Genomic DNA, 13,202 nt, shown 5'->3' with positions numbered 1-13,202 from the left:
GCAGCGCCCTCGGTGGAGGGCGTTGCCTATTTAGCTCTTGCCAAACACCGCTGGCGACGCTCGTCGACCCGATTGGCAAACCACGCCGTAGTGAGTTTACGGGTGATTTTCGGGCTTTCCAGCGTGATTCCCGGCAGGATGGCGCGCGGCGCCTTCGTACCCGATTTATCCGCCAACGCAAAGACACGCTCATACAGGCTGGTGTCTTCAAAATCGAGGCTATTGCCCTTCTCCAACGCACGACGAATGGCGCTGTCACTCATCTCCAACCGTTTCCCCAATGCGCGAACCGCCAGTTCCGTAGCGCTGGCTTTATCCGAACCGTAGTTGATTAAATCACCGTCCAGCGCCAGCTTGATCCCTGTCAGACGGCTCACGGCACGCTGGAACGCTGCATTTCGGCTGGCATACCACCCTGCATTAAAATCCGCGAATCGGTATATAGACTGCGGATAATTCGCCGGATAGCCCAGCAGGTGTTTGATGCCAAAATACATCCCGCCACGACGGCTAAACACCTCTTGGCGAATCGTGCCGCCCACGGTATACGGATAGCCCTTCGCGTTAGCTTCTGCAAACGCGATGCTCACCTGCATCGGCCCACCGGTATGCACCGGGTTGAGCCGACCGAACAGCGTCTGCCCCATCGGCACCATGTCGATGAAATCATCAAAGATCGCGCTGAGCTCTTTTTCCGTGCGCACCTTATCGAGCCGCTCGCTGTAGCTTTTTCCGTTAGGGGATTTGATGAGTAGCGCGGTGCGCACCAGAAATGCCGGAACATGAACTTTCTCCGCACGACGGTCGATCTCCTGCCAGGCGATTTTCGACAGATTCGGCACCTGCGGATCGGCATTAAACGTCGATTCCTGCTCGGTCACCGCGAGCACCGAGCACAGATTTTCATTGCTGGGATCGAGCCCCTGCGTGGTAAATGCGGTGGCGATATCGGTCGCCCAGCCCTGACGATCTTTCACGTTGTCTGGCAACAGCTTGAGTAGTTGAACACGAACATCCGCAGGCCGCGATTCCGGCGTCGTCGCGGTCTTGCTGGCACAGCCCGCCAGCACCAGCAAAGCCAGCGCACACAGGGGACGAAACAAGGGAATAGAAGAACGGGGCATAGTCTCTCGGCATCATGATAGGAAGGCTGTCAGAACGTTAGCGCAGCCCGCACCAATTATCCAGCCGGAGTCAAGCACATGCATTTTACGCACTGACCTGGCATAGTTAGCGCTATCACTAACCGAATGCGCTAACGAACGGACGACACACGCATGGCTGCCACCAACCATTGGACGCGAGATCAGCTCCTGATCGCCTTCACCCTGTACAGCCAGCTACCGTTTGGCAGGCTGCATTCGCGTAATCCCGACATCATTCGCTACGCCGAGTTGATTAACCGCACGCCTTCCGCACTGGCGATGAAGCTAGTGAATCTCGCCAGCCTCGATCCATTTATTATCGATTCGGGTCGCACTGGCTTGCGCGGCGCGTCCAACGCTGACCGCGCGCTGTGGCAGGAAATGGACGATAACCCCGAGCTATTTGAACAGCAGTGCCAACAAGCGATGGTATCGCTCGAAGCAGGAGCGGCAGAAGCAACAACAGCGCCATCACCGTTTCAAGCCAACGAGAGCGAAATTCCTGATTATCACGGCAGAGAACGCCTTACACAGGTAAAAACGCGTATTGGTCAGCAGCTATTCCGCAAACGCGTACTCAGCAACTACGGCGAACGCTGCTGCGTGACCGGGTTGGAAGAGCCCGCGCTACTGGTGGCCAGCCATATTCAACCGTGGAAAACGACGCCAGAATATCGCCTCGATCCCAGCAACGGTCTCTGTCTGTCCAACCTGCACGACAAAGCCTTTGATATGGGGCTGATTAGCTTCAATGATTCGCTGGAAATGCTGCTTTCGCCGCGTATCAAAAAGCTGAAAAGCGCCATCAGCGACGTCAATTTCGCCCAATACGAAGGCAAACAAATCCGCCTGCCAGACACCTACCCGCCCAGCCTGTCACAGATGGCATACCATCGTGAGCATATTTTTTTGGGGCGTGGGTAAATACGCTATCGGTAGGTCGCCGACAGTTTGCGGGAGGTATGTAATATACGCAGGATATGCACTTCGTTTATCTTTCGCTTGAGTGCATAAATGATAATGAAGGGGAATCGCGTCAGTACCCGTTTTCGCCTCTCCCCCGATTTCCCGATATCAGTACCCGCTTCTGGCGTGGCTTCGAGCAACGAGACTGATGAAATAAACTTTTCATCCGCCGCATTCGCAACATCCAGCCCCGCCTCTTTATACAGATAGCGGTATATTCCTTCACGATCTGCCAGCGCCTGCTTCTCCCATCGGACCTTAAATATCACAACTCACCTCGCGCCGCCCGCGCTTTCAATGCATCCATTCTCTGGCTGACGTCCTCATTACTGACGAACTCACCTTCACCCGCATCATAACGAGAAAACGCTTCCTGAATCTGCGTTTCAAGCCATTCATCACCCGCGTTGCGCTGATACTGACGCTCTTCTTCTGCCAATTCCTCTGCACGTTGCCGCATCAACTCCGTCAGACTCACCTGATGACGATCCGCAGCCTGCATAGCCAGTTGCTTGGTTTCTTCATCGATTCTGAAATGGATGGTACTCATTCCCGTCTCCGTGGTGTCAATTGTGTTGTCACTTTACGCGATCCTATCCACTTTTTCCTGTTCTTTTTTCATACGAAAATCAACTATACAAAAACAGGGCGATATACGGGCTGCCGCGCGCGATAACGTGCGGATGTTCATCAAGCAGCATCCGCAAACGCGTCTGCTGTCGCGTATTCGGTAATATGCCAGAACGGTTGAACCGCTGTACCCAGCTCGCCACTCTAGTCTGCGTTAGTGCCGTATTCTCTGGCTTAGCGTTATCCAGCAGGAAAATCAGCCAATCCCATTTATTCAGCTTGTGTGCTAGAAAGTAGTACACCTCAACATGTTCTTTGGAAGATGCACTTTCCAGACAACGTTGAAGCTCAGGCAGTGACAGATAAATTTTCTGCTGGTAAAACAGCTTCCGTGCCACCTTCGCAATAACCAGCGAGGGGTGACGCAGAGAGGCTAACAACTGCTCACGCGCGTCGTCACCAGTACGCAGAATGAGAATGCGCAACGCACTGTAGTAAAGGCTGGGATAGCACTCGTCCAGATTGCGCTCCGCCAGCGCCACAATACCGTCGTAGCGATGCTCATCCAGCCCCCAAAGCGTGATTTTGCGCACTGTGACGGTACTCGCCCGATCTAGTGCCGCAAGGTAATGCGTAACCGGATCGCCGTTTCGTTCGCGCAGTAGCGTTGAGGCCCGCTGACGCACCAATGCGTTCTTATCAAACAGTAAGGCAACCAGTTGAGGCTCAGATACAGGGAACGCATTGTCTATCACGTACTGCAACGCCACCTGCTTGATGGGGGCGAACGAGTCTTTCAACAGAATGGTCAACGCGTCGTGATCGACATCCTTGTCAGCACTGAGCAGATATCGCGCCGCGTTCGCCCTGACTAACGGATCGCGATGCAACATCGCCTGACCAAAGATCTGCTTCAACGGGAACCGCTCACGCTCAGCGAGAATATCCAGTGATAATCGGGCAACGGTTTTGTCTTCCGAACACAATCCCATCAGTAACGACGGCACGTGCGCCTCCTCGGATAGAAAGCTGACGATCTCCTCCACCAGCGGCTGATGATCTTCTCGCTGGCACTGCAACAGCCAGAAAATGGCGGGCAAATTGGCGACAAAAGACGCGGTGTTATTCGGCGCTAACAGCAGCCGCACACTCTGCTTGGCCGCGCGGCGCACCGGTTCAGCCCAATCGTTTACTCGTTCAATCAGCGCGGGTAATGCCGAGACCTCGTCCATGAAGCCCAAACACAGCACCGCACGCTGCCGAATATGCCCGTTATAGTGGCATGTGAGTGTTATCAGGTGTGACGCTGAACCCAGTGCATCAGCCTGCGCGGGCCGATAATAGTTATCTGGCAAAGCCACCAGCTTTTCCAACTGCTGCAGGAGTAAATTGTACGATGCCATATTCCTTACCTTCTCTTTTTTCGCTTCCATATCAATGCTTATACCATCACCGTCCGATACAACAGCGCATCCAGCATCGTGTCGTCAGCGGCCTTACTGTCTGGCAACATTGCTGGGCTATCGGCATCGTTCAGCATCTGCGTGATGAATGCGTGGATCACCTCCCGACGTGGGCCGTATTCCGCCTCACCCGAGCGCTGTTTGATCTCCAGCAGTTGGTGGATTTCAGCCAACAGGTGCGGATCGTCTACCGTTTCAGCGAGCAGTTGAGAGAAACGCATAGGCGGCATGCCTTTGCCTGCCTCTATCCAGCGCACAGCCAAAAGCGGACGCAGGACGTAAAAATACTTTTTGAGGCGTACCGTTTCGTCTTGCAGATAGCCGCGAAAGTTTTTACGTGCCATCGACAGATAGTGCCAGCGCGCCTTGGATGGCGAGAACCACATCGGCACCGCCGCCCGTAGTTCGGACGTAGCGTTCCGATCCTCCTGATAGACCACGGGCGAATCCAGCCACTCGATCAGCGTCGGGTTGGCCCGCTTGAGCAGGCCAAGTGCTTTACGCCATTCCCAACCACAGACGTCCAGTTCATCGTCGATGGGTAGCTCTATCACATCGCGCTGCGGCTCAACGCGCAGATACCACTCTGGTTGATGCACGTAAAGAAAACGCACGTCGTAATCGCTATCCGGGGATGAAAATCCCCAGCCACGGCTACCCGATTCACAGGCATAGAGCACTTTGACCTGATAACGTTCTTCTACATCCTGTAAGACTAATTTTATCCGCGTCCGCATGGCGGCATCGACGCGATAATCGTTTTCCATCATGAGCTTATCCTTTCACACACACCACCTGACGCAGCGTATGCACAATTTCCACCAGCGATGACTGTGCCGCCATCACCTTATCGATATCTTTGTACGCCATCGGGATTTCATCGATAACGTCGCTGTCTTTTCTGCACTCGACGTGCGCGGTCGCACGGATCTGATCTTCCACGGTGAAGCGTTTTTTCGCGGCGGTACGGCTCATCGTTCTCCCCGCGCCGTGACTACAGGAACAGAAACTCTCTTCGTTCCCCAATCCGCGCACGATAAAGCTCTTCGCGCCCATCGACCCCGGAATAATTCCCATCTGGCCTTTCTGCGCCGACACCGCGCCTTTACGGGTGATCAGCACCGATTCACCAAAGTGCGTTTCGCGCTGTACATAGTTATGGTGGCAGTTCACGCCTTCCTGCTGCGTCGTAAACGGCTTCGTCACAATTCGGGACAGCGCCGCCAGCGTATGCGACATCATCACTTCGCGGTTATGACGGGCAAAATCCTGCGCCCATTCCACCGCTTCAATGTAATCGTCAAAGTGCAGGCTTCCTTCCTCGAAGTACGCCAGATTACGGTCCGGCAGATTCGCAATGTGCTGCTGCATATCTTCCTGCGCCAGCTTGATGAACAGCGATCCAATCGCGTTCCCCACACCACGTGATCCGCTATGCAACATCACCCACACGCGATCCACTTCGTCCAGACAGATTTCGATAAAGTGGTTACCCGTTCCTAAGGTTCCCAAATGCTGATAGTTGTTAGTTTTCAGCAACTGCGGGTATTTATCCGTCAAACGTTTAAAGCGCGGTTCCAGCAGTGACCAGTGCGCATCCACCGTCTGCGGCGGATTCTGCCAGGAACCGACATCACGTTTGGAACGCGTTACACTACGTCCGTGCGGCACCGCCTGTTCAATCGCGCTACGCAACCCCATCAGGTTATCCGGCAGGTCGCTGGCAACCAGTGATGTACGCACCGCAATCATCCCGCAACCGATATCCACGCCGACCGCCGCCGGGATAATCGCGCCACGCGTGGGGATCACGCTACCAATCGTCGATCCTTTTCCCAGATGCACATCCGGCATCACCGCCAGATGTTTAAAAATGAACGGCATTTTGGCCGTATTCAGCAGTTGGTCCCGAGCTTCCGGCTCCACAGGCACGCCCTGCGTCCACATTTTTACCGGTGCGCTATTCACTGGTGACATCATGTCGTAATCCTGCGTTTTCATCTCTTCCATTTTTCATTCTCTTTGTTTGTCATTGTTCACTATAGATATAGCGAAAGGCGTGCCAGTTTTCTGACAACGACAGAATATAATTTTAATTAATTGATAATTAACAAATAAAAAATTTATCACGTGAACTAGCAACGAAATAAAAGAACAGGTAAATTTATCCCATAGGATAATAATTTATAAAAAGGTATAGCATGAAGCGTCGCGTCGTCATTGGTGTGCTGGGCACCACGCTGGACAAACGGGGTAAACGGGAGAATCGCTGGACGAAATGGCGACCCACCGTCGGCCTGTGCCAGCAGCCAGATTTTCCGGTCGACCGTCTGGAACTGCTGCACCAGTCTCGCAACGAGGGGATGGCACAGCAGGTGGCAGAGGATATCGCCGTGGTGTCACCCGCCACGCAGGTCACGCTTCAGGCCGTTGAACTGCGCGACCCGTGGAATCTGGAAGAGGTCTACAGCGCCTTTCTGGACTTTGCGAGCCGCTACCCGTTCGATACCGAAAACGAAGAGTATTTCGTTCACATCACCACCGGCACCCACGTCGTGCAGATTTGCTGGTTCCTGTTAACCGAAGCTCGCTACCTGCCCGCCAAACTGCTGCAAACTGCACCGGGAGAGAAATCGGATCGTCCGGCACCGCAGGGCATCTACTCTGTCATCGATCTGGATCTCAGCCGCTATGCTACCCTCACCAGCCGATTCCAACATGAGCAGGAGCGCTCTGTCTCGTTCCTGAAATCGGGCATCGAGACGCGCAATACCACGTTTAATGCGCTGATCGATCAGATTGAGCGCGTCGCGCTGCGCTCCACCGCGCCGATGCTCTTAACTGGCCCAACCGGGGCGGGGAAATCCTTTCTGGCGCAGCGTATCTACCAGCTACGCCAGTCACGCCATCTGGTCAGCGGCCGTTTTGTTGCGGTTAACTGTGCCACGCTGCGCGGCGACAACGCGATGTCGACGCTATTCGGCCACGTAAAAGGCGCGTTTACCGGCGCGTTGCAGGCGAGAACCGGGCTGCTGCGTGAAGCGGACGGCGGAATGCTGTTTCTGGATGAAATCGCCGAACTGGGGTTGGATGAACAGGCGATGCTGCTTAAAGCCATTGAAGAAAAACGCTTTTTACCGTTTGGCTCGGATAAAGAAGTCAGCAGCGATTTCCAATTGATTGCTGGCACACACCGCAACCTCCGCGAGTGGATCGCACAGGGAAAATTCCGTGAAGACCTTTATGCGCGTATCAACATGTGGACCTTTCCTCTACCGGGGCTGGCAGAGCGTCGGGAAGATATCGAACCCAACATTGACTACGAACTCCAGCGCTTCACACGCGATCACCAAACGCAGATCCGCTTCGATAAAGACGCGCGGCAGCGCTACCTCACCTTCGCTTGCTCACCGCAAGCAGCGTGGCGTGGCAACTTCCGCGAACTTGGTTCGTCCATCGCACGCATGGCGACACTAGCGGAACAAGGTCGCATCACCACCGCACTGGTAGAAGAGGAAATCACTCGCCTGCGAGCCAACTGGCAGAGCGATTCCCCAGCAGCAGCGCTATCACCTGCACTGCCGCCCGAACTCGCCAGCATCGACCTCTTCGAACAGCGCCAGCTTGAAACCGTGCTTGATGTCTGCCGCACTTCCCATTCACTCTCCGAAGCTGGCCGTCTCCTGTTCGCCGTCTCACGCCTGCAAAAACAAAAGCCCAACGACGCCGACCGACTGCGTAAGTATCTGGCACGTTTTGGACTGAGTTGGGAGGGGTTGAAGCGGGAAAGCGAATAACAAAGAAGAAACCTCCTCATGCACAATACATGAGGAGGCCTAGAGACCAAGAGTGTAGAAAATCAAATGGCGTAGTGTTTTACCAGACAAGTTCTCCATGCGAGAAAGCCAATCTTGCCTGATTCAAACTCATTCGGTTCGCTCCGCCACCTCTGTCAGGATTACTCGCCTGAAAAGGATCGTCCTCCCATCGGCAACGGGAACAAATTTCATACTCCCCCACACCTTCTACCGAATCAGAACCACAGCACGGGCACCCCGGATCATCAGACATAGATTTCCCTCTTCATTATTCTGAAAGTGGCTCCACCACAACGTGTTGATCCAAACAGTCCGACTTACACCATGCCATTCTTTCACCCGGCAACGCCATAACACGATAAGGCACAACCCATAATCGCAACTCCCCAGAAAATTCAAAATGTTGTGCGACAGGGTGGGCGAAGCCATCATGTTCTGGATAAATCAGGTATAAATCCCCTTTGCCTTCCAAATACTTCTGCCCGTAAGCAAACATTTGATAAAAATCGTCTTGGGATAGTCCATACAACGACTGACCTTTGGTGACATTACTCACTAACTTCCATTTAGTATCTAATACCATTTGGTTTTTGGCGGGATGCCGAGATTGAATCAGAAGGTCAGGACGAAGCTTAAAACAGTCTTTACCCGCGTGGTGAACCAATGTCTGGCCGGAGAACTGTATTTTGGCCAGCAAATGCTGGGGTAACTCTTCAGAAATCGTCTGTGCCACAAAAGATTCAAACACTGCCTCCATCGGGAATAGGAGAGACAGTGCTTTGGTATCACCTTGCAGCGCAAGTGGGCTTACTCCTTGCAGAATCAACTGCGCCCAGGCAAGCGGCTCATCATAATGAGACAACCCGCGCTCAGGCCGTAAACAGTCAATGTCGCCTCCGATGTCCTGACTCGGCGTAATGCCTTCAAATGCAAAACGCAGTTCCTGACACCAGCGCTGATTCTCTGCAGATAGACGCACGCCGCTGAGCCGCACTAACGCCGCATGTAACAAGCGATTTGCCGGACAATCAGGTAAATACTCCTCGTAATCCACCCAGAATTTGTGGCGATTGACCAGATTATGACGCAACTGTTGGGAAAACATCAGTTTGCCCTTCATAAAGGCGAGATTACCTTGCTCACGCACATATTCCGACCGCAGGCCCTGTTTCAATAACCGGCTGACACTATCCAGAAACTGGGTGACAAAGATTTCCAGCAGCGGCATATGTTTCGCCTGTACGGAGGCCTGCTGAGTTTCAATATGGCGAAAACCTGATAAATAGCTCAGCATCACCAGCAAAGTTTCACGCGCACGATCCGATGTTACGTGTCTCCCCACTTTGGGAAGAACCTCCAACTGCACGCCATAAGGGGTATACAGCGCGCCCGCATAGTTCTGCACCTGAATCACTCGATGGCCGGAACGTGACGTCAGACGGAGGAATGAGCAACCTTGTTCATCCAACGCCAAAGACTCCAGATAATCAAACACCTCAGGCTGAATGGCGGTTACCGCTGGGGGCAGCGCTTTCCCCACACCCAGCAAGCCATATTCAAAAACGGAAACGACCTCACCCATTGCGTTCGTCCGAATCGGAAATTTCTGCGCCTTTCGGTTCGTAAATGGCGCGATAGGCTAGAGGTTCATCCCAGAAATCATCCTGGTGAAAACCTTTTAATTCATACGAGGTTGATTTCTGATTGTGCCGACGTAAACCATGGTCGTCGCCAAACAGCTCATCCAGCGCGTCAACTTTTTCGGTAATGAACCGCAAACTATCGTTCTTTTTCTGGTTATCTGCCAGTACCAGCCGAATCTTGTTCCAGTCATCGAAAAAGTATTCTTGCAACAACGGGATAATTTTCTTCTGAAACACGGCCTGAAGCACCTTGAAGGCATCGTCTTCCCCCTTCTCTTCCAGTGCTGTTTTCACCGGTATAAAAAACGCATGGCCTAGCGCATGTTCACGGTCGTAGAGGGCTTCAATACGGCTATTGAGCTTTTCTAACAGCGACTCAATTTTTATCCCTTTAACCTTGACGCCGCTAAGCAGTGACAAGTCCGGCATCATCTCGACAAATTCGAAACGCCGCCGTAGCGCGGTATCCATCAGCGCCAGAGAGCGGTCTGCGGTATTCATCGCGCCAATAATGTCGATATTAGCGGGCACGCTGAACCGCTCTCCACTTTCACTCGTGGCAAGCTGCAAACTCAGCGCATTCTTCATGCCTGCTCGCTTGTCCGTCTCGATCAGTGCAATCAGTTCACCGAAGATTTTGGAGATATTGCCGCGGTTGATCTCATCAATAAATATCGCATAACGATGTTCAGGGTCGGCTTTTGCTCTGTCGCAAAGCTGCAAAAAAACGCCCTGCTCGGTCGAATAGAAAACATTACCGTCGTCGTCCGAACGAGCACGTATCCCTTGGATAAATTCCTCATAGCCATAAGATTGGTGGAACGTGACGCTAGAGTAACGCTGGATTTCTTCTCCGTGTTTTGGTCCACGCTTTAATTCTCCATAAAGCGTAACCAGTTCTTCTACCAGCTCTAGCTGGGAGTCTACCAACCTCCATTCGCTGTCGGTCGTCTTATCAAAAACGGCAGGCTCACGACGACTCTTATAATCAACCGTGGTTGATTCCGCGATGGTGTACGCTTGCAACGTCGCCCAGGCCGTTTGTGAAAGATTACTGCTGCGCCCATTTAATAACGCCTTGCGCTGAAACCATACATGCTCAGTCAGTTCCCGCACTTTTGTCGGTTTGTTCAAATCCAGCAATACCAGTACTGTCACTTGCATCCAACTTAGTGGTGTAAGACGGGAATCCAGCCAGGCACCATCATCTTTCGATATTGCCTTCGTGGTGTATGATGTAGCCATTTCTTGTTGAAGGATATACGTTTTACCAGTACCTGGAGGACCAAAGAAAATTTTGTTGGAGGGAGAAGAGACTGTTATTTCTTTATTTTCATGAGGAAGAAAATCTTGATTATTTTTCTCCTCATCCTGGTATTCCAGTACTTTTTTCCGCTGATTAAGTAATTCACGCAATCCCCACACAGCCATATTGATTTGGAAAACATCGACGGGTATTGAGACTTTAGCCAATTCCTTTGTCAGGTCGTGGTTAACTTGCAACCAACTACGTTGATTCGCTGCCTGTAAACCCAATGTAAAACAGGTATTCAAAAAGGCAGCGGTCTCATTAAATGCTTTATAGTCAACAGTGGTCGTACAAACATGGGGCATAAAGGCAGCAAACACACGATTGCGCAAGGCGTAATACATCTTGTTTAGCCTGCCATCCTCTTTTGCCTCCTCCATCTCTTGCGTAATCTTCCAATAGGTGTCTTCATTTGGCTGCAGGCGAATTTGTTCCGTTATCGACCGGAATAAAGGCAAATTACGCTCGAACTCTGCCAACGAAAGCCCCCCTTGCTTGATGTTCGCTATCCCGTTATCACGTACGTACCAAAGGCGCTGTAGCAATTCATCGGTTTCAGGCGTTGTAAAAGCTGAAGCCGCTTGTGCTGCATTGACCAAATCACGGTAGTTGTTTTCCCACTTGGGATATTTTTCTTGGCTATATTTCACCAGGTGTTTAATAAATGCGTCTAATGACCATTGGCCTTTTTCAACTTGAGCAATAATATCCATCGGTAATCATTCCTTTGCTGTGGTGCTCAGTAACCTCGGTACGTCAGTTTGGCTGACAGGGTTGAGCCGGTAAGTTTTGAATGTGTTATTAGGTGGTGCTTACCACTTGTGCAACTTATAGCAACGGCCAGCATGACTACTTGTAGTCGCTATAAAAATACATCTAATTCAAGGAATAAAAAGTAGCATTGTAACGAAAACTTATCCAAGACCCCGTTAACATTACATGACATGTTATAAGCTTTCGTCTTACGTTGAATGGTATCAGGTTGTCTATGCGAGTCCTCATGTAGGCTTTCAGCCATTTCTGCGAGCACCATTCCAAAACCCGCTGTAATTCCACTGTAAATCTATCCACCCTATTTCACGTTTTTTGCCGTTGGAATACAGTCTCTGTACTGCGGCAACATCCGTAGCCGGGCTTGGAACCCCGAACCTCTCAAGACTGAAAAACACTTTGTTTTTTCAGGGGCTGCGTGCACACTCTTTACGGTGACGCAGGCAGGGCAACCGCAAGGTTGACCGGTCTTCTTGAGAGCCGGGGTTCCAATCCTGTCTGTGTCACCACCCGAATTTGGAACCTTGTGTGGTGGCGGACTTAATTATCTCAAGGAAAAAATGACCATGACGGACACTCACGCCACACCCGCTGACAGCACCATTACTATTTTCCGCGATCTGATAGCCAGCCTACCTTTCGCGCAGTTGGATGACGTTCAGCTCTGCGACCTCGGCGCAATTGCCGCCGAATCGATCGAAGGCCTGTGCCACGGCCTGCATTACCTCGGCGACACCCTGCAAAATGACGTTGAACTGCCGCAAGAAAGCCTCAGCCAACTCGGCGCGTGCCTCAACGCCACCGCACACCTGATTCCGGCGCTGCTGGAAATGTGTGAACAGGCAGAACGTCATGTACGAACGATAACGCCAGTGGGCGACCCACATTTTACTGCGCAGTAAAAACAATACGTTATGCCTAGCAGGAGGATGGTTACCTCTCCCTCTACTTCGTAAGACAGTCTCTTAGTCACATTGCTATGTCGCAACAGAGGCAGTTTCGTGCGCGACAATGCGATCATTTTCATGCTATCTCGTAGCACGCGCCCGACACGGGGCGGCTTAAGCGCCGCTCGCCCCGTGACCCCGAGGCTTTTGGCGGAAATTATGCCGCTGACGCGGTTCCTTCGTCGGTATCAGGCTTAACGGACCGCTTGCGACACGTTCCCGACGTGGCGCAAGCTTTCGCCGCATCCATGCGGCTCATCCTAAGCCTGCTATCTCCTCAGCATAATTTTTTACGCCGGATAACAGCAACACCCGCAATCATCCTGTATTTATGTATAAAAAACAGCACTAGCGAGGGAAGGAATACAACCGATGCACGAGTAGTAACACCATGTAATCCATTTCACCTTCAGATCCGCTAAAGCTAGAAATAAGAAAAAATTAATCAGTGACGCGACCTGTATTTTTTCTGAAGTTAGCCGACTATTCTGACATCAGTTAGCGAGGTCGTAGTCAGCGAGATGAGATAGACTAACGCTTCATATTTCGACGACATTCACCTTGCAGCGT

At 52.0% G+C, this 13,202-nt stretch carries 12 protein-coding genes; 3 read left to right on the top strand and 9 right to left on the bottom strand.

Going from position 1 to position 13,202, the window contains the following annotated elements; translation table 11 throughout:
• Positions 1 to 26: 26 nt before the first annotated feature.
• Positions 27 to 1,124, bottom strand: coding sequence for a DUF1615 domain-containing protein (locus tag EIP93_RS02350; RefSeq protein WP_125232214.1), 1,098 nt, complete (start codon positions 1,122 to 1,124; stop codon positions 27 to 29).
• Between the two features lie 153 nt (positions 1,125 to 1,277).
• On the opposite strand from EIP93_RS02350, the gene EIP93_RS02345 reads away from it, so the two are divergent.
• Positions 1,278 to 2,069 (top strand): HNH endonuclease, encoded by a 792-nt coding sequence (locus EIP93_RS02345; RefSeq protein WP_125232213.1) that lies wholly within the window; start codon positions 1,278 to 1,280, stop codon positions 2,067 to 2,069.
• Positions 2,070 to 2,074: 5 nt separating this feature from the next.
• Here the strand turns inward: EIP93_RS02345 and EIP93_RS02340 are convergent, their stop codons facing one another.
• From EIP93_RS02340 to EIP93_RS02320, 5 genes are all read right to left on the bottom strand, one after another.
• Positions 2,075 to 2,380 (bottom strand): type II toxin-antitoxin system RelE/ParE family toxin, encoded by a 306-nt coding sequence (locus EIP93_RS02340; RefSeq protein WP_125232212.1) that lies wholly within the window; start codon positions 2,378 to 2,380, stop codon positions 2,075 to 2,077.
• Positions 2,377 to 2,661, bottom strand: coding sequence for a damage-inducible protein J (locus tag EIP93_RS02335; protein ID WP_039507360.1), 285 nt, complete (start codon positions 2,659 to 2,661; stop codon positions 2,377 to 2,379). Before EIP93_RS02335 ends, EIP93_RS02340 begins: the two co-directional genes overlap by 4 nt.
• A gap of 79 nt (positions 2,662 to 2,740) precedes the next feature.
• Positions 2,741 to 4,084 (bottom strand): HEAT repeat domain-containing protein, encoded by a 1,344-nt coding sequence (locus EIP93_RS02330; protein WP_103942063.1) that lies wholly within the window; start codon positions 4,082 to 4,084, stop codon positions 2,741 to 2,743.
• A gap of 38 nt (positions 4,085 to 4,122) precedes the next feature.
• Positions 4,123 to 4,914: a nucleotidyltransferase domain-containing protein gene (locus EIP93_RS02325; RefSeq protein WP_103942065.1), complete on the bottom strand. Its 792-nt coding sequence runs from the start codon at positions 4,912 to 4,914 to the stop codon at positions 4,123 to 4,125.
• Positions 4,915 to 4,918: 4 nt separating this feature from the next.
• Positions 4,919 to 6,154, bottom strand: a complete 1,236-nt coding sequence (locus EIP93_RS02320) for an RtcB family protein (protein WP_161502920.1) — start codon at positions 6,152 to 6,154, stop codon at positions 4,919 to 4,921.
• A gap of 191 nt (positions 6,155 to 6,345) precedes the next feature.
• Between EIP93_RS02320 and rtcR the strand changes: the two genes are divergently transcribed.
• The gene (rtcR, locus tag EIP93_RS02315; protein WP_125232211.1) at positions 6,346 to 7,941 is read left to right on the top strand and encodes an RNA repair transcriptional activator RtcR; all 1,596 of its coding nucleotides are present in this window, start codon (positions 6,346 to 6,348) and stop codon (positions 7,939 to 7,941) included.
• A gap of 79 nt (positions 7,942 to 8,020) precedes the next feature.
• On the opposite strand, the gene EIP93_RS02310 is transcribed toward rtcR, so the two are convergent.
• Genes EIP93_RS02310 through EIP93_RS02300 form a run of 3 tightly spaced genes read right to left on the bottom strand, consistent with a single transcriptional unit; the run spans position 8,021 to position 11,627 of the window.
• Complete coding sequence (locus tag EIP93_RS02310; RefSeq protein WP_072037054.1) at positions 8,021 to 8,215, bottom strand: CPCC family cysteine-rich protein; 195 nt, start codon at positions 8,213 to 8,215, stop codon at positions 8,021 to 8,023.
• A 15-nt stretch (positions 8,216 to 8,230) separates the two neighbouring features.
• Positions 8,231 to 9,544, bottom strand: a complete 1,314-nt coding sequence (locus EIP93_RS02305; protein WP_125232210.1) for an McrC family protein — start codon at positions 9,542 to 9,544, stop codon at positions 8,231 to 8,233.
• Entirely contained in the window at positions 9,537 to 11,627 is a 2,091-nt protein-coding gene (locus tag EIP93_RS02300) for an McrB family protein (RefSeq protein ID WP_119158974.1), read from the bottom strand. Before EIP93_RS02300 ends, EIP93_RS02305 begins: the two co-directional genes overlap by 8 nt.
• Positions 11,628 to 12,251: 624 nt before the next feature.
• On the opposite strand from EIP93_RS02300, the gene EIP93_RS02295 reads away from it, so the two are divergent.
• On the top strand, positions 12,252 to 12,587 hold the full coding sequence (locus EIP93_RS02295) for a hypothetical protein (protein ID WP_125232209.1): 336 nt from the start codon (positions 12,252 to 12,254) through the stop codon (positions 12,585 to 12,587).
• Positions 12,588 to 13,202: the final 615 nt, after the last annotated feature.

Origin of the sequence: Pectobacterium versatile (genome assembly GCF_003932035.1) — a bacterium.
Classification (GTDB): domain Bacteria; phylum Pseudomonadota; class Gammaproteobacteria; order Enterobacterales; family Enterobacteriaceae; genus Pectobacterium; species Pectobacterium versatile.
Note: the sequence above shows the minus strand (reverse complement) of the source record. Positions and strands in the feature narration are given on the sequence as shown.

Coding starts and splice junctions, on each gene's coding strand:
- EIP93_RS02350 (WP_125232214.1), bottom strand. CDS start 1,124: ATGCCCCGTTCTTCTATTCCCTTGTTTCGTCCCCTGTGTGCGCTGGCT.
- EIP93_RS02345 (WP_125232213.1), top strand. CDS start 1,278: ATGGCTGCCACCAACCATTGGACGCGAGATCAGCTCCTGATCGCCTTC.
- EIP93_RS02335 (WP_039507360.1), bottom strand. CDS start 2,661: ATGAGTACCATCCATTTCAGAATCGATGAAGAAACCAAGCAACTGGCT.
- EIP93_RS02330 (WP_103942063.1), bottom strand. CDS start 4,084: ATGGCATCGTACAATTTACTCCTGCAGCAGTTGGAAAAGCTGGTGGCT.
- EIP93_RS02325 (WP_103942065.1), bottom strand. CDS start 4,914: ATGATGGAAAACGATTATCGCGTCGATGCCGCCATGCGGACGCGGATA.
- EIP93_RS02320 (WP_161502920.1), bottom strand. CDS start 6,154: ATGGAAGAGATGAAAACGCAGGATTACGACATGATGTCACCAGTGAAT.
- rtcR (WP_125232211.1), top strand. CDS start 6,346: ATGAAGCGTCGCGTCGTCATTGGTGTGCTGGGCACCACGCTGGACAAA.
- EIP93_RS02310 (WP_072037054.1), bottom strand. CDS start 8,215: ATGTCTGATGATCCGGGGTGCCCGTGCTGTGGTTCTGATTCGGTAGAA.
- EIP93_RS02305 (WP_125232210.1), bottom strand. CDS start 9,544: ATGGGTGAGGTCGTTTCCGTTTTTGAATATGGCTTGCTGGGTGTGGGG.
- EIP93_RS02300 (WP_119158974.1), bottom strand. CDS start 11,627: ATGGATATTATTGCTCAAGTTGAAAAAGGCCAATGGTCATTAGACGCA.
- EIP93_RS02295 (WP_125232209.1), top strand. CDS start 12,252: ATGACGGACACTCACGCCACACCCGCTGACAGCACCATTACTATTTTC.